This window comes from Aceticella sp. 75b-Ac, assembly GCF_056032965.2.
Genome location: NZ_CM190971.1, coordinates 1,444,498 through 1,465,417, shown reverse-complemented (window position 1 = coordinate 1,465,417; position 20,920 = coordinate 1,444,498). Strand labels below are relative to the sequence as shown.

The window sequence follows — 20,920 nt, the reverse complement described above, 5'->3', positions numbered from 1 at the left end:
AATCAACCACCATATTCACTATTGCATAGAATAAAATAACAAAAAACATTACTAAAGACCAAAAAATTTTACAACATTTGGTTTTCATGTTATTTAAGTCCTCACTTTCATTTGATTTTGTTTATATATGTATCGGCACATATTCTAAAAAATTTAGGATTCAGCGGCGGGAATCCTCTCCAATTTATTGGAGAGATGAAAGTCGGTATGTATTAAAAAGTATCTGCAAAGGACGGGGAAACCCGTCACGGCAGTAGTGGGGTTGGACATCCCGGCTGCGTACCGGTGAAACTTTCATCAAGGTTTCATTGGGAGCACGAAACTCACCAATTTATTGGCGATGTAGTTCACAATTGTATTTTTATAAGGAGGCATGTGATGAGCAAACTTGTGTATATATGTCATCCATACAGCAATAATCCTGATGTAAACAGGATTAAGTTTAACAGAATTTTTAAGTTTGTACGAAATAATTTTGAAGAAGTAGTACCTTTTTCACCAATCCATGCTTTTGGTGAGTTTTATGATGATAACAGGAAAGAAGATAGGAAAGAGGTTTTAAAGCTTTGTATTGATGTTTTAAAAAGATGTGATGAAGTGTGGGTATTTGGTGATTGGAGGAACAGTGAGGGATGCAGGCTTGAAGTGAAGATTGCTGAAGAAACAGGAATTAAAATTAAAAAATTCACCATGAAAATCTTAGAATTTTAAAAAAGCACTCAAATCGGGTGCTTTTTTATGTGCTTTTGCACACAGATTTGTTTCTCCTCTCCTATGCAGGCTTATATGCCTGCTTTTTTTAGTGCCATAAAAATCGTGTTGAAAATTAATTTGAAGGGGTGATCATGATGGAAAGGAGGTGAAATTCTTGGGAGCAAATAATAATATACCTGCTGTTTCTCCTGACCATTTTTCTGCATGTATATCAGATGTGATTACTACTATGTATAATGCTTTATCAGGTTTAATTGTGCCTCTTGTGATGTTTATGATGCTGGTTTCTATAATATTGTTTATAATAGGTTCGGCTTTAAGATTAAAATCATTAAGGCAGATGGGAGGTGGTGGTTTTATAGGAGCAGCGGCAGGTTTTTTAGTTTATATGGCGTTACCCGCTATATTGGGTTTTGTAAAAACATTATCAATATTTTTAAGGTGAAGGAGGTGAGGATGGTGCTCGAAAGAATTAAAAAAGCATATTTTGTTGTCTCCGCTGCTTTTTTGACGGCACTGCCTAATATTGTTCTTGCAGACAGTGTCCAGGAGGTAAATTCTACAGGCATTAATAACGCAATATTTGCTGTTGTTAAAATTATTTCAGATATAGGACTGGCTGTGGCTGCGGTATTTATCGGTATAAACGGTTTTAAAATAGCAAGCAGCTCTACGAATCCACAGAGGAGGTCCGAAGGAATGAGCGGACTTGTATGGGCAATATTCGGCGGACTTGTGGCTATATCTCTCAGATGGTTTGCAGGTATTGCGCTGGGAATTCAGCATGCAGGAGGTATGCAGTAAAACACCCTATAAAAGGGTGTTTTTTTATAGGGAGGTGACAGGATTGAAATTTTATCCAATGCCGTTACAGCTTGATGAAGAAGATAAAATAGTAGGCGGGTTTTTTTCTCTTAGACAGATTATTTTTATAGTCGCAGGGGCTATGTTTGGTGTAATAATTGTCGGTACCGCTGCAAGGCTCTTAGGGTGGGAGGTTTCTATAATATTAGGTGTGTTCCCTGTTGCGGCGGGTTTTTTTGCTGCATTATATAAGTGTGATGGTATTACTTTTGATAGATTGATAATTTATTTTCTGACATATTATTTTAAATCAAAACAATATACGTGGTATGGTTTAAATAATGTGTCGGCAGAAAACGAAAAGAAAGGAGCGGTAGATGGTGAAAAAGAAAGCAAACAGCAGGGTTAATGTGCTTAATTTCAGCAGCATAATAGACATAAAAGACAACCTGATTATTCTGGAAGGAAAGCGGTACAGAACTGTTATAACTGCTGACCCTATTAATTTTTCCTTGTTGTCTCAAGGTGAGCAGGATGCGTTGGAGCATGCATATACATCACTTGTTCTAAGCATTAATTTTCCTTATCAGATTGTTTCGGTTGTACAGCCTGTTGACCTTAAAGATTCGCTTGAAGAGTTTCACAAGAACTCGAAAAACATGATAAGCAGTATGATAAGGTACGGTCAAGAAGTGGAAGGGTTTCTTATGCATTACGCAACAAGTACAATGATTACTCAGAATTATATTGTTGTTACGCATGACAACAAGGAGAAAGAAAAATATGAGCGTGTAAAGAATGAAATAATGAGGCGTACTCAGGTAATTATTGACGGACTTATGAAATGCAATTTAAATCCACGTGTACTTAATACAGAACAGCTTTGTGATTTAATTTATAATTATTTTAATGCAGGAAAAAAGGTTTTTGCTTCGGATATGATTGAAAACGGCTCTTTAAGTTTTATAAAGGAGGGGTTTAGCGTTGCTGTTGAAAAGATTTAAAAAAGAAAAGAAGGGAAAAATCAAGGTTAACAACGATCCTTTTCATGATCCTTTTGCACATATATCGACCGTAAAAGAGATTGTAATGCCTGACAGTATTGCAGTAGAGCAGGATTATATTAAAATTGGTGGGAAATATATAAGAAATTATTGTTTTGTTGATTATCCTGCTTCACTGCATGTCGGATGGCTTGATGATATAAAGCTTATTTGTGATGCTAATATATCTATTCATGTTTATCCTGAAAACAACGGAACAGCTATAAAAAGACTTACAGCAAAGATTACACAATATCAGTCGCAGTTTATAACGGACGACAGGAAAGGAAATATTGCAAACCTTGGTATTTTGCGTAAGGCTGCACAAAGCCTTGAGGTATTCAGAGAAAATATTCAGATGAATTTTGACAAGCTTTTATATGTTACGATAATCGTATCAATTAATGCTGACAGTTTGGAAAAGTTAATAGAAAAATCAAAGACATTTGAAGATTATCTTGCGGGAAAAGCTGTAAGAGCAAGGCTTTTGACATTCAGACAAGATGATGCATTCAGAAGTTTACTGCCGGTGGCTGAAAACAGCATACTTGATGCTTCTAAAAATTTCAATGTCGGAGCAGGAACGTCATTATTTCCGTTTGCTTCACCCGAATTTTCACATAAAACAGGAATACCGATCGGGATAAATTTATATACGGGTTCTCCTATAATCTACAATCCGTTCGTTGGACCGCCTTATTTAACAAATGCTAATATTGCTGTATTTGCACAGGCAGGCGCCGGCAAGTCTTTTTTTATGAAAGTTCTGGCGTTAAGAGGCTCACTGTTTAATATACGAACTGTGTTTATTGATCCTGAGGGTGAATATAAAGGAATAATACAGAGGGTTGGAGGTGCATATGTAAATCTTGAACCACATGGAAATACAACAATTAATCCGTTTGATATTGAAACGGATATCGATGATGAAGGGATAGAGTATGTAGATATACTACAAAAAATAAGTGAAATTAAAAATTTGATAAATATAATTGCAGAAGGCATAACAAAAGAACCTGTTTCCGCAATGGAGCTTTCGCTTGTTGAAGATTGTGTCAGGGAAGAATACAGTATAAGAAAGATAAACGACAAGCCTGAAAGTTTATATGAACGTACAGCAAAAGAAGAAAATGGAAAGTTTTATATAGGTGCCAAGAAAAAGAGAATGCCAACATTATCTTCTTTTGTAGAGAGATTAGGTCGAAAAGCCGGAGGTGAAAAACTTGCACAAATATTAAGACCTTTTCTAAAGGGCGGTACGATGGGTATATTTGACGGTGAATCAAATGTAGATGTTGTAAATGCGCCGCTAATTTGCTTTGATGTTTCTTCTATAACTGACGAGTTTTTAAAGGTTTATGCGTTGTATGTTGTGACAAGCTGGGTATGGGAGAAATTTGTAAAACAGAATATTCAGCAGAAGAAAATAGTGATGGTAGATGAGGCATGGATGTTTATGAAGTATAAAAGTACTATGGCTTTTCTTGAAAATCTTGCAAGAAGGGCAAGAAAAAGAAACACGTCCTTGACACTGGCGTCACAGAGTTTTATAGAGTTCGCAAGCTGTAATGAAGGACGTGCTGTTCTTACAAATGCTGCTACGGTTCTTTTATTAAGGCAGTCGCCGACAGATATAGATGCGGTACAGGATGTATTTCATTTATCCCAAGGTGAAAGGGAGTTTCTGCTTTCCTGCGGTGTGGGTGAGTCTTTGATAAAGGTTGGGAAAAATTCAACTGCTATAAAGGTGGTGGCATCTAATTATGAAAGAGAATTTATTACAACAAACCCTAATGAGATGTAAAAAGATATTGAATAAGTTTAGATATACAGGGTACAGCAAGTATATTTTAATTACTTCGTTTCTTTTTGCAGCTGCTGCTGTTGTGTTTGAGCCTAAAATCGTATATGCCGATGTTTTGTCAAAGGCATTTGCAATTCCTTTTAATGCGCTGTCAGATGCGTTCAAATTTTTAGGTCTTAGCGACAAAGGATTATATGACCTTGTTTTTAATACTAATCCGGGCGGAGATTATTCGTGGCATGCGCCTTTTTTAAATGCAGAATGGGATACAATGTTATCTTGGTACAAGGTTATAAGCAGTGCGGTTTTTGGTTTATGCGCTGTTTCTTTTGGACTTCTTGGTTTCAAAATGATGAAAGCAGGTGCTAATCCCGGTACAAAAGCTGAATGTATGAAAAAGATTGAACATATACTGCTTGCGGTACTTCTTTTAATATTTATGCCTGAATTGTTTAAGCTGGTAATATATCTAAACAACGGGCTTGTGGATCTTTTTAAAAGTTTAGCTACAAACGTAAAGACTGCTATCGATTTAAGTCCTGATAAATTTCTAAGCAAGATAGGCGGTAAAAATGAATTGGTGCAGGCGTTAATCAGGTTAGGCTTTTTGGGATTGACTGTATATTTTAATATTTTATATATTATAAGAAAATATGTGATTATAACGATGGTTGTAATTTCTCCGATTTTGGTATGGTCATGGAGTATATCAGGGCACTTTGAAGGGCTTGGAACAGTATTGGGAGAAATTGTGTCAAACCAGTTTATGCAGGCTTCACATGCTCTTTGCATATGTATATTCGGAATTATGTGCCATGCTAAAAATCAGGCATGGTGGGTTCCGTTTGTGCTTATGGTGGCGATAATACCGACATCAAAGGTTATAAGAGATTTATTCTTAGGATTTCTAAAATATTTAGGTGCAAATGAAGAGCTTTACGCGGGAATGGCAACGGGTGGATTGGCGGGACTGGCGGTGCTTGCCAGAGGTGTATCAGGTACAGCAAGCAAAATTCCAAATATAGGGACATGCCATGAATTAGCTGTATCACAGGATTTCTCTCAAAACGGAGGAAATTCTTATGGTGATGGTGGGGGTTTTTCAGATTATACAGGCAAGGTCAGCAGAGCAGCTGGAATAGGCGGTAAAATAGCTGGAGGATTTGGAAAGGTCGTAGGTGCTGTTGGGCTTGGCGCAATGGGATTGACATTTGGAGGAGGTGCGGCAACAAGTTTGGCACGGATAGGAAGCAATTTAGGAGGACGATTGGGAAGTTCGGCGGGTGCAATGTCGGGTGCGTTATTGGGGACAGGTATTGAAACGATGAAATACGGTTATATTGGCAGTAATCCCGATCAAGAGTATACTGACAGTTCGGGCAGCGGACTTATTAAAGGATATAAAGATGAGGAGGGGAATTCACGCTATATACTTCCAACACAGAAAGGTTATGATGATGTAATTGCAGCAGAAACATTTGCTACTGAAAGACAGGCAGCAGAGTCAGGATACAGACCCGGCAAATATGGGGATATTATTTATTCGGGCAATCCTGAGCAAAAATATATAACTGATTCAGGAAGCGGTGCAATAAAAGGATATATTGATGATGACGGGAATAAAAGATATATACTGCCGGATCAGGAGGGTTATGATGATGTAACTCCAACAGCACTTTTTACAACAGAAAAGGAAGCACATAATTTACACGGCTATGAAGCACGACACACATCAGATTCTCCAAGAATTGTCACAAAATTCATAGGTGCAACAAATTCTGAAACAGTTAGTGAAGCAACCGCAAAGACAGCAGGGGCAGTATCAGGAAGTATATCAGGTCCGAATGGTGTTCCAAAAGGTATAGAAAAAACAAAAAAAGCGTATGACTTTCTAAGAGATCCAAAAACGTCTATTGATAAATGGCGTTGGAGTTAAAGCCTTGGAAAAAAAGACTGCTGTTGCAGTCTTTTTTTTTATGGGCTTTAGCCTGTTGAGCTCGCAAAGCGAGCGAAACAAAAAACCACCCGCTATGCGGGTGCGCGACAGAAGTTATACAAAAAATCACCTTTCCGTTATAATAAGAGTTGTTCAAGCTATTATATATAACAAAAGGAAAGGTGATTTAATGGCTAATAAACGAGATGAAATGGCACGCACAAAATGGATGTGCAAATACCACATTGTGTTCACTCCTAAGTATAGACGAAAAATAATATATAATCAATACAAAGAAAGTATAAGGGATATATTAAAAGAACTATGTAAATACAAAGGAGTGGAAATAATAGAAGGACATCTAATGCCGGATCATGTACACATGTTGGTGAGTATACCACCAAAAATTAGTGTGTCTAGTTTTATGGGATACTTAAAAGGGAAGAGTGCATTGATGATATTTGACAGACATGCAAATCTAAAGTATAAATTTGGCAATAGGCATTTTTGGGCGGAAGGATATTATGTAAGCACTGTAGGACTAAATGAGGCAACAATAAAAAAATACATTCAGGAACAAGAAAAGCGAGATATTATGTTGGACAAATTAAGTGTAAAAGAATATGAGAACCCCTTTAAGGGGTAGCCCGTAGTACGTTTGTCCCTTTAGGGACGAGCAAAAGTGACAAATGCATGGTGGCTTGAACAAAGTGAAAGCCAGCGCCTTTAGACGCTGGCTAGTAATAGAGGCTTATAGCCTCAGAGCAAACCACCCGTTTTACGGGTGGTTATGATAGAGTGTTGATGATATTATGTTTTGGACTGTTTTGTCCATATAATATAATACCATTTTCTATTATATAGTTTTTTAATATTTAGTTTATCGTTTTTGCAAAGAATATATTTCCTAATTATATAGCTTGATATTGCTGATAACAGAACATATAATCGTGTAAAGAGTTTTTGTTTGAATTCTTCTATTTTAGGATTATATGGAATTTTATTTAAATATACTTCAGAAATCAGATGAGTTTCTGCAATTATTTTATCTCCTGGTTTGATTTTTCGCATTAAATTTGATACTGCTTTTTCAAGATCGGCTTTTAAGATTGTAAGTATATCTACTCTTGTGTGAGTGCAGAAAAGCAAAAATGAGGAAAAACTATTTTTATAGAGGTGATAAATATGTTTTTCAATTCTTCTTATAAGAAAATAATTGCTAACTTTAATAAAATATACCTTGATAAAAAAGATTATGGTTATAATAGGAATAATGATGTTCAAAGGGTAAAAAACATTAAATTCTATAATAATGCAAAAAACAAAAAGAGATATTATAAAAAAGAAATCAAGCGTGAACAAAAATCTTCATCCTTTCTTGTAAATTATTTTTATCTTTACGATATCCTAATAGGTATTACAATATATTTTGTTATATATTTATTGATTATTTTGTCGGGTGAAGCAACAAATTTGTCGCAAAAGTTATTTTATCCTGTTGATATTAAGGTTTTTCCAAAAGATATATCAATAATTTTGTGGTCATGGATTGGAACATCTATAATCTTAATCGGTATAGTTGAATTATTTTTAAGCAGTTTACCAGCAAATATTAAAATTATTGTGTATTATATAGTGAATATATTCATGTGGTATCAGCCATCAATATGGATATATAGATTTATAATAAATCCGCCGGACAGTTGGATAACTATAATTGTAATGGTAGTTGGATATTTCTTTTTGTGGATAAATATTTTCGAGAGAAGTCTATGGTACATTGTTCATTAACGTAGTTCATGAAAATATAACAAGATGAAAATAAAAAGAAGAGATTGTATTAAGCAGTCTTTTTTTCGTGGAGGTGAGGAAATGCGCGGGGCGGAAGATAAACTGAACAGTACACTTAAAAAGATGGGTAATAAAGCAAAGAACAAATTGAAAAATATCGCAAAAAAATTTGCTAAAAAAGCAATAAAAGCAGGTGTAAAAAAATTTATTTGCAATCCCTATGTGTTAGCAGGAATTGGAATTGTATTTTTGATTATGATATTTTATGGAATAGTTATAGAAATATTCGGAGGTGTATATACTGACCCTGAGATACAAAAAGGAGGACAATGTGTTAATGCAATAGTAAGATCGCTGGATCCGCCAATTAAGTCAACAAATGGGCAGGAAAAAAACTTTTTTCTCCCGTGGGGGCTTGTATATTCTATTGAGCTTTATGCTAAGGATTTTGACCCTGCGGTTGATACGCGTCTAACTAAAGAAATAGCAGAATGTTTAGAACCAAAATTCACATATCAGGATTTTCCTTGGGTAAGAACAACTACGGTTAGACATAAAGATGCAAAAGGCAAGGAGTCTGTTTCTACTGTTACAACATCAGGTACGGACACGTTTATTACCAGCGTAGACTCATGGGAAGGCTTTACCACATTTGAATATACACAAGTGACAGATAAAACGGAGGATTCAAGCTATACACATTATATAGTGTCATATATGAATTTTCAAAAAGATTATACAAGACTTGACAGGGCAATTATTTATTATATTTTAAGCAATAATAAGAATTCGGGAATTAAGGTTGACAAAACGGAAGTAAAAGGAGGAGCATTAACATGGCCCGTACCGAGCAGTTCAACAATAACATCACCATTTGGCATGAGAGTTTTGAACGGTCAGCAGGAATTTCATCCCGGCATTGATATTGCAGCAAATACCGGAGACAATATAGTTGCAGCTGCTGAAGGAGTTGTGGAAACAGCAGGTTGGTATGGCGGTTATGGTAAGGCTGTTGTTATAAAACATGCCGATGGAATGGAAACAATATACGGACATAATTCAGAGCTTTGCGTAAAAGCGGGTGACCATGTTCAATCAGGACAAGTTATTGCGAAGGCTGGCAGTACAGGACGTTCTACCGGCACGCATTGTCATTTTCAGATAAATAAAAACGGTCAGCCTGTTAATCCGATGGAATATTTGTCAGGTATGTATAAGTTCGCTGATGGAAGCGTAGATATTGTCAGTGATATGGACAGGGCTTGTGTAATTAAACTTGGACAATCTTTAATGCAGAACAGTGAAAATTTGGAGTGGCTTTTGGCGGAAGGACTTGAAGACGGCAGTTTTAGCATAACAGATGTCCCTGCTGCGGTTAAATATAATGTAAAACCGGGAGAAATACCGCGGGAGCTTATTCATGTATTCAAAGGCGCAAGCAGTAAATATCCTAATATACCGTGGACCGTACTTGCAGCGATAGCATACAGGGAGTCAAGCTTTACGAGCAATTGTATAGGGGTTTATCTTCCTGAACTGGGTACACGTGCTGTCGGTATGATGCAGTTTCTGCCGGAAACATTTGATAAATTTAAGGTGGATGCGAAAGGAAACGGTGTTGTATCTCCTTTCGATCCCAATGATGCAATTTATTCGGCAGCGAATTATCTTAATTACAATTATCAGCGTCATTTAAGTCAAGGATTGAGCAGTACTAACGCCTTACGTGCTGCTGTATATGATTATAATCATGCATGGTGGTATGTTGATCAGGTTATGTCTATTGCGGATACGTACAGTAAAAAATATAATACAGTACAATCGGTAAGAGTACACAAATGTGAATGCGGATTAGAAATAGACAGAGATATAAATGCAGCGATAAATATATTGCATGAAGGATTAAGACAATTAGGCGTAACAGCATAAGAGTAATATTTTTGTAGGGAAGGTTCCTCCCGAAGTTACGCCTATGGAGATTGTGTAAGACCTGTTGTGAATAACAGCAGGCAACGGTCAATGAAGTAGGAAGCTCCATCCTCTATAGGGTGGAGTAGGTTCACGCAGTGTCAAAAGACAGACAAAAACAGTTAAGAAAAAAGCGAAAAAAGAAAAACCGCGCAGGCTTCCCGGCAATGCTTTTGAATTTTATTATGACGGTATAGGTGTTGCTGGAACATTCCGTGAAGGGAAAGTTATTGTCCTGACCTGTCTTGGTGACGAAAAATTAATGCAATGGCACCGCAACAGTACATGGGAAAAACGTTCGTATTGCAAAACATGTTATTGAAGGAAGGAATAGACGCTTATCCTTTTGGATATCCGCTTTTCTATCCGCCTTATTTCACAAAAGAAGAAATTATTAAAGATATTGAACAAAGATTTCCCAAAGAATTCGCTAAATATTGGGGCAAAAAGATGTATAATAATTTTATAGAAACTATAAAAAAGGAGCTGGTTTTATGCAAAACAAACTAAAAATAAAAACACTCAAAAATATTTTTTTAGTTGACTTTTTTTATAAACACAATATAATGAAAATGTAAAAATTTTTAAGGAGATGATGGTATTGAAAAAGATAATATCGTTTGTTTTAACGCTTGCCATAGTTTTGGCATTTTCCGCAAATGCCTTTGCAGCTGATTTCTATGCCGCACAGGATTTTTACAAATATACAGAACCTGACGGTGCATACTACTGGGCAATGCCTGACTTGGAGCTTGCCGTGTCAGCCGAGATTATAAGAGGCTATCCTGCTAATCCGCCGACAATTGAAAGAGACGACTGGAAGATCGGAGATATAACCTATAACGTCATTCCAACGCTGATGCCTGAAAATACCGTTACAAGGGCGGAATTTGCAGCTATGCTTGCACGTACGTTAGGATTAGATGTAAAAGCAATAAACAACCCGTTTAGCGATGTCAAGCCGTCAGACTGGTTCTATGAACCTGTATCGGAACTGGTAAACAAAAACATTATTCCTCTTGACTATTACAATGGAAAACTAAATCCTGACGGGAACATAACACGTGAAGAAATCGCCATATGGCTTGCAAATGCAGCAGTGGCATACCAGATACCGCTTAAAAACGCACCCATTCCTTTCAGCGATTATTCCAATACGGCGAAATACGCACCAGCAATATCGGATGCAGTCGGTTTAAAGCTGATTTCAGGCTATCCTGACGGAACATTTAAACCGACTGCAAATGCAGACAGGGCAGAAGCCGTTACAATGCTCATAAGGCTTATAAGACTGCTTCCGTGCGACCTGACGAATGAGGAAGCTGCTTCCGTTATCGCAAATGCCGAAGATTGTTGCGCCAAGTATACGCAGGCTTATGTTCCTGATGTGTATACTGCACCTTATCGCAAGCACAATCCTGTCGTGGACAATGCATTGAAGGAGTACCAGCAGAACGCAAAAGATTATGTGACGCAATATAATCTGTATCCGTGGGCAGAACCGACTTTTTATCCTGAAGATACCGGTCTTAGGCAAGACCCGCAGTGCCCGGGCATAATATATGACAAGGGGTATTTCTTCCCGAATCTTGACAAATATATATATAAAGGCTTGCAGAATGCAGACTGGAAAAGCCCGGGGCACTTAGGACCTACTGCGGACGGCTATGGAAACAGGTCGGAATACGGTATTGTCGACAGCATGAACAGGAGAAACGACAATTACAGTGACGGAAAGATAGCATATCCCACACAGGGCAAATTTTATGTACAGAAAGATTCTTATAAAGTGATTGACATGGTAACAATGGGCAATATTGCAAGTGTTCATTATTCAAGAGCCAACTGCTATGATGGTTTTAAAGTTTATGATATAGAATGGAAAACAACCGATGCTTATGCCCTTCTTGTAAAGCAGGACGGCAAATGGAAATTCGCAGCATATGATACAATGAAGATTCCCGGAACAAACCAAAAGACGCACTGGCTTAGCTATATAAAAGACAGGCTTTAAAAACAGGCTGAAACTCCAGCCTGTTTTTTTTATGAGGAGGTGAAGACTTTGAAAAAAATCATATCATTCGCTCTAATGCTCATTATTTTATCTTCTTCCGTCACAGTTTATGCTGATTATACGATCAAAAGCGGAAGTTATGAGGGATGTACTGTCCGCTGGAATGGTGACAACAATATAACGGTAACGGATGCGAACGGAAACACGGTATATCAGGGTGCAGGCATACAATCAGACAACGGGCATCTTGTTCCGCCAGTCGGTACCGATTCAAACGGGAATATAAAGATGACTATAAGTACAGCTGGCGGGGGCACCGAGAATTTTTCGGTAGCACCAAGTTACAGCCATGACGGAACAAATTATTATTACAGCGGTACTGACACAAGTCTGTTGATGACCGATTCCAACGGCAATTACATCGGAACAACTTCTGCCACAAGAGAGCAGGACAGGGTTCTGCCGGCAGACTGGGTGGTAAATCACCCTGATATAGCAAATCAGGTAGTGAATGCAACAGGCGGATATTTCAATGCACATCCAGATAATACTGACAGTAAATTTAATACTGGCGATAAAACAAACATGCCGTCTATGCTGGGCGACGCAAATATTATCGGAAACCAGCGTACATTTGTATTGACGGACAGCAGCGGAAAACCCGTGTTAAGCGTGCCCGCAACGGAATATCAAAACGGCTGGGCAAGCTACGGTGCATACGTAATTTCGTACAAGGATTTAAAACCTAATGATCTTCAAATGCTGAAAGACAAGGGATTTGCATATGACGACGCACACGGTGTGCTTATTCTTCAGAATACAAAGCGTGAAGCACAGTATGCGAACAGCACCGTATGGCAACAAGCAATAGGTGCGGTAAACACAGGCAATTCCGACATGGATATTGCTCTTAACACCCTGCGCAAGTGGTCACAGATGGGCTATCATCTGATCCCTTGTCGGCAGACTACCGCCCATCTGCCTAAAAACATGAAATGGGCACCTGATCTGTTCAACGACCCGCAGGTAGGCACACTCAGCGGAGATTCACCGGTTTTGCGAAAATTTAATCGAGAACTGAAGGATTATATAGCAAAATACAATTACAGCTCATTCGATTTAACTGACCCCGGTTGTCTGGTCGACTTTTGTGCCAACTGCTTTGCAGAGGGCAAAAGCTATCTTATAAATACGCTTGTAAATTATGCAACGCATTCAGGCATAGCAACCATACAGCTCCCGGGCGACAATACCAATCCGTCAAATCCGTCGAATCCACAAGACAATACCAATCCACCGGTTCCGCCGGATAACAATACCAATCCGCCAGACAATAACAGTCCATTAGAACCGAGTAATTACAATCCACCGAATAACAACTCCAATCCACCACCACAACCAATTACAGCCGATGACGTGCACGCCACCATAACGGTCAATAAAACACCGAACTTTGTATATACGAAATGGCATACTGATGAGAACGGATATCCCGCATATATGGACATAACAATAAAGTGGAAGGACGTGGAAATAGGTTCAATAATAGATATGCCTGATGGACCGCATGAAATCAGACAAAGGGCATGGATATCGGATGTTAAGGCACTCCATAACATACACAGATATACAAATTACGGAAATGACTACGATTATGAAACCGAAACTCCGGTAGATCAAAGCATTGATTATTTCGGTCAGCAGGCGACATTCCGTTTCCAGTACAGAAAGCCGGGCAAGGAAGATTCAAAATTCTTCTTTAAGCTGTATCTGGACGGAACAGACAGATACTTTACGGTTTATGCTGATATACCTGTCAACGGGTTCAATGCAACGTATTTCAACGACAATAAAGATCATACAGATTACGGATTTTTGACGTCAAATCCGTATTATAAGCAAACACCGATACAAACGCAGACTATTTCGTTCTAAAAGGCAGATTAATGTCTGCCTGTTTTTTTTATAAGGAGGTGAAGATTTTGAAAAAAATCATATCATTCGTTTTAATGATTCTTATGCTATTTTCTTCAGCCTATGCGTCAGTAAGTCCTGTTCCCGATTCAAGCCCCCAGTCCAGTAATTGGCTTCAGTATGAAAAAGCAGAAGGCAAAGGTGTATCCGGTGCTTCAATAATGAAAGACAATCCTCAAAATGAGGGATTAAACAGCAAATGGATACATGGTGAAGGAGATACAAGCACTTCTCATACGGTTAATGTGCCCAGTGTAACATGGGTACAGTCCAGTGAACAGATAACAGTGACAGACCAGCCCGGTTATTATAAAACGGTGACAGACCAGCCCGGTTATTATAAAACGGTGACAGACCAACAGGGTTATTGGAAAACAGTAACAGACCAACAGGGTTATTGGAAAACAGTGACGGATGGCGAAAGATTTTATTTTAGCCGCCAAGCTTGTCGTTGGGATTGGGTACCCCTTGGATATGACGGTTATTATTTTGATGAACCTGCCGGTACAAATATTGAAGATGCAATATGGGATTTTGTAAACACGGGACGTGCCCTTCAGTTTCCTTCATGGTATCCTTATCCTTTCAATTTAAATCAAGCTATAGTACACAATCTGACATTTGGATATACTAAATATATACCAGAATATGATTGTTTTGGATTTACAGGTAAATATTATCCATTAAGTGCAACAAGAATATATTGTTATTTGGATAGTAAAAGTTATTCATATTGGGTTGACAGGGAACCGGATCAGGTTGTTAACATATTTTATGGAATACACGATCCACAGCCAATAACACACCAGGAGTGGGTACCGCCTGTAACGCACCAGGAATGGGTACCGCCCGTAACACACCAAGAGTGGGTACCACCTGTAACACATGTAGAAACAAAAGACACGTCACATTGGATAACAACATATACGACTCAGACGGTTCAAGATTACAAATACGTTAAAAGTCCGCATTGGAGTCCTTATGAAGGATATATCCCACAATATGACCTTAAAAAGGAAGGGGATTTGCAATGATTTTAATTTACACGGGGTTTTCCGATCTTGATGAAAAACTCAGCCAGACCATACCATCATCAAGAACTGCACATTATCCCGAATATCTTTTGCAGGAAGATAAATCAGGCACGGTTATTCTTTCACCGCATGCAGAGTGCAAAATGCCTTTCAAAGATTTCCTGTTTGCATTAAGACAGCAGGATAAGCGTATAATACTTCTTTTGGGCGATCCAAATTCCGAATATATAGGATATGCTCTTGCACTCGGCATTTACGACATTATTTTCGACCCTATAACAAGCGAAAAGATAACCGACAAAATATTAAGACCCGCGAACTTTTCAGACGTGCAGGAATTGTATCTCGGCTTAAAAGGAAAAGTGAGCTTTTCGGGTGAGATTGTTGAAACGGAAAAGCAAACAGAAACTATGGAAGAAACCGAAGAAAAACCTGTAATAGAAAAAAAAGAAAAACCTGTGCCAGAAAAAAAAGTAAAAATCATAGAGGAAGTCAAAAAAATCGGATTAAGTCAGGAAGAAACCGCAATAGCACAGATAGAAGGAATGATGAGGCTGTTGGGGCAAAAGCTTGGAACACGGGATATTAATCAGGCTCTTACTGAACTTGAGCAGGCACTTGTTGAGGAGATTGCATAGGCAGTCTCTTTTTTTTATAAGGAGGTGAAGATTTTGAAAAAAATTATTTTATATTTCATGGTATTTTTTGTATTGTCAGCACTTTTATCAGGCTGTGGAAACAAAACAATAGAAAAGGTAGGTGATAAGCCAATTACACAAAACGATCTGGTTTCTATGGAAGAAAAGCTGAAACCGGTTTTTAAAGACGCAAAAAGCATAGATATCAGAAAAGAAGCACTTAAAAATCTTGAAGCACAAAAAGCAGTGGAATTAAAAGCCGAAAGTGAAGGCATAAAAGTAAGCAGTGAAGAAGTTGACAAAGCTTTCAAATCTCTTGATAAAAATGCCAAAATGACAAAACAGGACATGAAAGATATTTTGTTGTCCGACAAACTTTTCAGAAAATATACAGACAATATTACGCTTTCAGAACAGGAAGCGGAAGACTGGTATAACAGACATAAGGATCAGTTTACGCAGGTTAAGGTATACAGAATTCTGACCGACAGCAAAGATAAAGCTGAAAAAGCAGTAAGTGAGCTTAAAAACGGAACAGACTTCGATACCGTATTTAACAAATATGCTGTCAATCTTACGGACAGACAAGGCATGGACTTTAAAGCAGGCGATAAAATCGGGGACTTCAAAGTTGTTCCTGAGGAAATAAGCAGTCCGCAGAAAGAAAACAGCGGATATGCGGTATATAAGACTTCTACAGGATCAATCAAACCATTCAGTGAAGTCAAGGCTGAACTCATGCCTTATCTTTCAGGTCAGAAAAAGATACTGTATTATAACAGTCTGCTGTCAGACTGGATCAAACAATATAAAGGAGTGAAAAAATAAATGAATAAGATTGTAAAAATAGCAATAATATCAGGAATTCTCGTTTTTATTGGTGCTTTTTTTGTATTGCAGAACACACAGGGGATGATAAGTGTTGTAACGGCTAAAAAACCTATCGCACAAGGCACAAAAGTAACTTCAGATATGTTAGAAATGAAAAAAGTCAGTCCCGGTGCGGTAATTCCCAACGCCGTAAAAAATGAAACCGGTATTCTCGGAAAGAGCCTTAAAATTGACAGGACAACAGGCGATCAAATACCGAAAACGGCAATTACCAATGAAAGCATATCACTGTCAGGCGATCAGGTATTTATGAACATACCGCTTTCAAAAGAGGATGGCAGTTTAATCAATGCCGGTGATCAGATTAATATTATAACGATAAATGGATCAAACGCACAGGGAAATGCCGTTAATGACGTAAAAGTTGCTGAAATACACAGTCTTGCATCATCATCAAGCGGGAATTCCGACACGATAGCAACGGTAATTGTTTCTAAAAAGGATTCAATTATGCTTGCACCGTTTATTAAGTCAAACAGCTTTAAAATTGTCAAAGAATAAGGAGTGAAAGAAATTGATAATATCGGTATTTTCACCAAAAGGCGGGGTAGGCAAAACAACATTGGTTCTTTCCATGGCACAGGTTTCGGGGGAAAATCAGAAAACATGTGCTGTTGAATATGATTTTTCCCCTGGAAGCTTTGCCCCCTTGCTTGATATAGGAAGAGAAAAAAATATACTTGAAGCTGCACATGGAGGTTTGAAGTATGCCATACAAAGACCGCACGGCAAAAGTTTTGACGTTATTACAGGCGGATATCCGGACACATGTGAAATGATCGAAAGTGAAGAATTAAAAAATGTTTTTTCAAAACTTCGCGATATGTATAAGCTTGTAATTGTAGACATGCAACCGACCTTTATCGAGGGGCATATTGATATATTCAGGCTTTCAGACATAATCCTTATTGTTGTTGAAGATGAAATTTCCGTAACCTCACGTGTGCTTGGAAGTATTGACTGGGCAAAAAAAAGCGGTTTTATCGAAACGGAAAAAATCGCATATATAGTCAACAAACAAAAAGGCAAGCTCAATTATATTAACACTACAGACATTAAATTCCCTATCCTGCATACAATCCCTTATATAGCCAACCTGAACCGGTTGGGTGACAAAAGATTTGATGCACATTCACGTGAAATACTTGAAAAGATTATACCGGATGCGTTTACAGAAAAAAGAAAAGGTCTTTTTTCTGTCTTTAGCAGGAAGAAAAAAGAAGAAACCATAATGAAGGAATCTGTTAAAGAACAGCCTGTAACTGAGGAATCCGTTACAGAAGAAACAGAAAAGCCTGCTATTATGGAGAATACAGAAAAGCCTGTTATGACAGAGGATACAGAAAAGACTGTCATTACAGAGGATGCTGAAAAAATGCCAAAAACGGCAAATCCAAAAAACATGAAAGGAGAAACGGGCGTGAAAGCATATATAAAAACAGGATCAGAAGAGCTTGACGAACTTTTAAGATTGAGAATCGGCACAACAGACAGCCTGTCTGAAAGCGATGCAATCATTGTTTCCGAAATTAAGAATGAGGAATATATGAAAGAAATGGCAAACGCAGGCAAAAAAATAATACTTGTTATACGTGAAGATGATACAGAAACAAAAGAAAAAGCCGAAAGAATAGGAATAAAACATATTTTCATGGGTTCTGTTAATCCTAATGACATAATAAATATTATAAATAATGAACAAGAAACCACAACAAAAGAAGAGCCTATAATAAAAGAAGAAATACAAGAACCTATTACAGCAGAACCTATGATAAAAGAAGAAATACAAGAGCCTGTAATACAAGAACCTGTAATAAAAGAAGAAATACAAGAGCCTGTAATAAAAGAAGAAGAGAAACAAACAACATATGAAGAAACAGAAGAAGAGATATATCCGTATCATGACGCTTTAGAACAGATTAAAAATATTCTCGAAGAGAATAGAAAAGTATATGAAAGAAGAATTAATACACAACAGGAAATTATTGATAGGAAAGAAAAAGAACTTCAGGATGCAAAAGACAGGATAAAAGAGCTTGAGAATATTATTTCAGAATACAGAAAAAAAGACGAAGAAAGAAAACAGATTTTTACCCAGTTACAGAAAGTGTTTACTTAAGGAAGTGGTTTTATGGGTCTTGCAGAACGTTCACGTTTAATCAATAAAATTTTTTAAGGGGTGAAAATAAATGATGTGGTATTTATATATTCCTGCCTTATTGTTAACAGCTTATGCAGCTTATACAGACATTAAAAAGAAAGAAATAGACGATTGGGTATCTATTGCACTGTTATCCTACGGTATTCTTATAGATGCTGTGCTGTACCGTGACAAGTTATTGGAAAGTTTTGTTTTTATGATTCTGATTTTCGCTGTATTAATAACCATATACTATATAACACCTGAAAGCCTTGGCGGCGGTGATATTAAGATGCTTACCGCATTAGCATTCGTATATGGTCATAACATAATTCCTTTATTGTTTATAGCAAGCTTAATTAATCTTGTTTACGGATTTATTAAAGGGATTAGAGAAAAAACATACTTAAAGACACAGACAATCTTTGCACCTGCTATTTTTGCAGGAACAGTATTCACAACACTGACAGGACGTTTTTAGCATCTTTTTTTTGCAGAAAGGGTGGTTTTATGGAAATAACAAATATAAGAATTGCAAATGTCAAAAAGGAAGGAAAGGTGAAGGCTTATTTGTCAGTTGTTTTCGATGATGCTTTTGTGGTTAATGGAATCAAATTGATGGAAGGAAAGAATGGGCTTTTTGCTGCTATGCCACATGTGAAAAATAAAAAAGGTGAGTTCAAGGATATTGCTCATCCTATACACAACATAAAAATTGCAAGTTTAAGTGACGTGAAATATTTGGTAAATATGTATAATGTTAATTGATTACTTATTTCATTTCAATATGGTTTATTGCAAAGCTAATCAAAAAGTTTTTTAAGTGCGGTTTATAATGAGAGGTTCCTGTATGATAGCCTTACTGGATAGCCAGCCATTTATGCCCCATAGCCTTTCTCCTTGCACATGCTTCGGGGGCATGGAGGGATGGCTCGCTGGCTGGTCATCATATAGGAGAGGCTCGTTGTCAACTGGATTCTTAAAAAACTTTTTGCCTTTTATGCTGTCATCATATCTTTTGCTGATTTATATCCAAATATCCTCCTTGGATAGCTGTTTATCCAATTTTCTATGTATTTTATCCTCGCATTGCTTATCTTGCTTATATCCATCCCTTTTGGTATAAACCGCCTTATTAGTTTGTTGATATTTTCGTTTGTCCCTCGCTCCCATGAGCTATAAGGATGTGCATAATACAATTTTACTCTTTTCTCTTCTTTATACTTTATAGACCTTTCTATTCCTTCATAATCCAAGAATTCACTGCCATTATCAACCGTTATTGTTTTGAATTTCTCTTTAAATGCTTTTCCATATTTTCTTTCTAATCTGTCAAGTGATGCAATAACTGATTCTTGCGTCTTTGCCGGCATTTTAATAATGATTTCTTCTCGTATGCTTCTTTCGCTTAATACCAGTAATACCGCACCTTTCCCTTCTCGTTTTCCTACAACACAATCCATTTCCCAGTGCCCATATTCTTTTCTGTTATCTACCTCTGGTTGTCTTTCTTCAATGCTTGTTCCTTTAAGATTTTTATGTGGTATTTTTATTTTCTTATAGTCTCTCTTTTTTCCTTCTTTTTTTACAGGAAGATCTTTATTTGTAAGTTTTAGAAATACATCACCCCGATCTATATAGTTATATAATGTCTTTGTACATATTTGGGCTTTAAATTTTATTTTCTTTTTTTTTATCTCTCCAATTACTGCATCAGGTGAGTAATTTTCTTTGATTATCTTATTTTCTATATATTTAACCAGTTTATGGTCTTTCCCTATCTTTAGACCAGGTCCTTTATTCTTTGCATTTTCATTATATATGCGCTGTCCTGCATCTGCACAGTACTCTTCTCTATATGTTAAATCAGAATTTAGAAGTCTTACCTTCCCTCTATTTACTTCTCTTTCAATTGTCCTGGTCCCTCTTCCCATTCGTTGTGCATTTCATAAGGTTTTAGTCCTTCCTTCAGCAATATCTCTATTTTGTATCTTTCTTTTGCTGTAAGGTGTTTATATTTTCTCAATTCTATGATATTATCATATTGACTCATGGTATAATCTCCTTTGTATTGTTTTGTTTTATCACTTAATATTATACATCGGATTTACCATGAGTCCAATTTTTGCTTGTTCCGTCACTTTATTTTACAACTTACCATCCTATACA

General features: G+C 37.2%; 21 protein-coding genes and 1 pseudogene. 20 read left to right on the top strand and 2 right to left on the bottom strand.

The annotated features are described in order from the left end of the window. Positions 1-378: 378 nt before the first annotated feature. The 8 genes from AC0LWJ_RS07570 to tnpA all read left to right on the top strand — a co-directional run bounded on the left by AC0LWJ_RS07570 (position 379) and on the right by tnpA (position 6,947). Complete coding sequence (locus AC0LWJ_RS07570) at positions 379-711, top strand: DUF7768 domain-containing protein (protein WP_474237870.1); 333 nt, start codon at positions 379-381, stop codon at positions 709-711. Positions 712-868: 157 nt separating this feature from the next. Continuing rightward, positions 869-1,159, top strand: a complete 291-nt coding sequence (locus AC0LWJ_RS07565) for a hypothetical protein (RefSeq protein WP_474237868.1) — start codon at positions 869-871, stop codon at positions 1,157-1,159. Between the two features lie 14 nt (positions 1,160-1,173). Then, positions 1,174-1,518: a pilin gene (locus AC0LWJ_RS07560; RefSeq protein WP_474237866.1), complete on the top strand. Its 345-nt coding sequence runs from the start codon at positions 1,174-1,176 to the stop codon at positions 1,516-1,518. A 43-nt stretch (positions 1,519-1,561) separates the two neighbouring features. Continuing rightward, positions 1,562-1,927 (top strand): PrgI family protein, encoded by a 366-nt coding sequence (locus AC0LWJ_RS07555; protein ID WP_474237864.1) that lies wholly within the window; start codon positions 1,562-1,564, stop codon positions 1,925-1,927. Then, the gene (locus AC0LWJ_RS07550) at positions 1,899-2,522 is read left to right on the top strand and encodes a hypothetical protein (protein ID WP_474237862.1); all 624 of its coding nucleotides are present in this window, start codon (positions 1,899-1,901) and stop codon (positions 2,520-2,522) included. The genes AC0LWJ_RS07555 and AC0LWJ_RS07550 overlap by 29 nt, the downstream gene beginning before the upstream one ends. Then, positions 2,503-4,365: a VirB4 family type IV secretion system protein gene (locus tag AC0LWJ_RS07545; RefSeq protein WP_474237860.1), complete on the top strand. Its 1,863-nt coding sequence runs from the start codon at positions 2,503-2,505 to the stop codon at positions 4,363-4,365. The genes AC0LWJ_RS07550 and AC0LWJ_RS07545 overlap by 20 nt, the downstream gene beginning before the upstream one ends. After that, on the top strand, positions 4,325-6,301 hold the full coding sequence (locus AC0LWJ_RS07540) for a sunset domain-containing protein (protein WP_474237858.1): 1,977 nt from the start codon (positions 4,325-4,327) through the stop codon (positions 6,299-6,301). Before AC0LWJ_RS07545 ends, AC0LWJ_RS07540 begins: the two co-directional genes overlap by 41 nt. Before the next feature lie 190 nt (positions 6,302-6,491). Continuing rightward, positions 6,492-6,947 carry an IS200/IS605 family transposase gene (gene tnpA / locus AC0LWJ_RS07535; RefSeq protein ID WP_398505748.1) on the top strand — a complete coding sequence of 152 codons (456 nt, stop codon included), beginning with the start codon at positions 6,492-6,494 and terminating at the stop codon, positions 6,945-6,947. 164 nt (positions 6,948-7,111) lie between these two features. On the opposite strand, the gene AC0LWJ_RS07530 is transcribed toward tnpA, so the two are convergent. After that, complete coding sequence (locus AC0LWJ_RS07530) at positions 7,112-7,450, bottom strand: hypothetical protein (protein ID WP_474237855.1); 339 nt, start codon at positions 7,448-7,450, stop codon at positions 7,112-7,114. Between the two features lie 36 nt (positions 7,451-7,486). Between AC0LWJ_RS07530 and AC0LWJ_RS07525 the strand changes: the two genes are divergently transcribed. The 12 genes from AC0LWJ_RS07525 to AC0LWJ_RS07470 all read left to right on the top strand — a co-directional run bounded on the left by AC0LWJ_RS07525 (position 7,487) and on the right by AC0LWJ_RS07470 (position 19,519). Next, entirely contained in the window at positions 7,487-8,092 is a 606-nt protein-coding gene (locus tag AC0LWJ_RS07525; protein WP_474237853.1) for a hypothetical protein, read from the top strand. An 81-nt stretch (positions 8,093-8,173) separates the two neighbouring features. Continuing rightward, positions 8,174-10,021 carry a peptidoglycan DD-metalloendopeptidase family protein gene (locus AC0LWJ_RS07520; protein ID WP_474237851.1) on the top strand — a complete coding sequence of 616 codons (1,848 nt, stop codon included), beginning with the start codon at positions 8,174-8,176 and terminating at the stop codon, positions 10,019-10,021. Between the two features lie 351 nt (positions 10,022-10,372). Beyond that, on the top strand, positions 10,373-10,570 hold the full coding sequence (locus AC0LWJ_RS07515; protein WP_503031422.1) for a hypothetical protein: 198 nt from the start codon (positions 10,373-10,375) through the stop codon (positions 10,568-10,570). An 82-nt stretch (positions 10,571-10,652) separates the two neighbouring features. Continuing rightward, positions 10,653-12,074 (top strand): S-layer homology domain-containing protein, encoded by a 1,422-nt coding sequence (locus AC0LWJ_RS07510; RefSeq protein WP_503031421.1) that lies wholly within the window; start codon positions 10,653-10,655, stop codon positions 12,072-12,074. A 48-nt stretch (positions 12,075-12,122) separates the two neighbouring features. Then, on the top strand, positions 12,123-14,009 hold the full coding sequence (locus AC0LWJ_RS07505) for a hypothetical protein (RefSeq protein WP_474237845.1): 1,887 nt from the start codon (positions 12,123-12,125) through the stop codon (positions 14,007-14,009). A 47-nt stretch (positions 14,010-14,056) separates the two neighbouring features. Continuing rightward, complete coding sequence (locus AC0LWJ_RS07500) at positions 14,057-15,082, top strand: hypothetical protein (RefSeq protein WP_474237843.1); 1,026 nt, start codon at positions 14,057-14,059, stop codon at positions 15,080-15,082. Next, on the top strand, positions 15,079-15,720 hold the full coding sequence (locus tag AC0LWJ_RS07495; RefSeq protein WP_474237841.1) for a hypothetical protein: 642 nt from the start codon (positions 15,079-15,081) through the stop codon (positions 15,718-15,720). Before AC0LWJ_RS07500 ends, AC0LWJ_RS07495 begins: the two co-directional genes overlap by 4 nt. Positions 15,721-15,753: 33 nt before the next feature. Continuing rightward, positions 15,754-16,548 carry a SurA N-terminal domain-containing protein gene (locus tag AC0LWJ_RS07490; RefSeq protein ID WP_474237839.1) on the top strand — a complete coding sequence of 265 codons (795 nt, stop codon included), beginning with the start codon at positions 15,754-15,756 and terminating at the stop codon, positions 16,546-16,548. Further along, positions 16,549-17,112: an SAF domain-containing protein gene (locus AC0LWJ_RS07485; protein WP_474237837.1), complete on the top strand. Its 564-nt coding sequence runs from the start codon at positions 16,549-16,551 to the stop codon at positions 17,110-17,112. A 13-nt stretch (positions 17,113-17,125) separates the two neighbouring features. Continuing rightward, positions 17,126-18,730 carry a CpaE/TadZ family protein gene (locus tag AC0LWJ_RS07480; RefSeq protein ID WP_474237835.1) on the top strand — a complete coding sequence of 535 codons (1,605 nt, stop codon included), beginning with the start codon at positions 17,126-17,128 and terminating at the stop codon, positions 18,728-18,730. A 70-nt stretch (positions 18,731-18,800) separates the two neighbouring features. Further along, positions 18,801-19,232 carry a prepilin peptidase gene (locus AC0LWJ_RS07475; protein ID WP_474237833.1) on the top strand — a complete coding sequence of 144 codons (432 nt, stop codon included), beginning with the start codon at positions 18,801-18,803 and terminating at the stop codon, positions 19,230-19,232. Positions 19,233-19,261: 29 nt separating this feature from the next. Continuing rightward, positions 19,262-19,519, top strand: a complete 258-nt coding sequence (locus AC0LWJ_RS07470) for a SpoVG family protein (RefSeq protein ID WP_474237831.1) — start codon at positions 19,262-19,264, stop codon at positions 19,517-19,519. Between the two features lie 230 nt (positions 19,520-19,749). Here the strand turns inward: AC0LWJ_RS07470 and AC0LWJ_RS07465 are convergent. Then, positions 19,750-20,804 (bottom strand): annotated as a pseudogene (locus tag AC0LWJ_RS07465) (IS30 family transposase). Between the last annotated feature and the right edge of the window lie 116 nt (positions 20,805-20,920).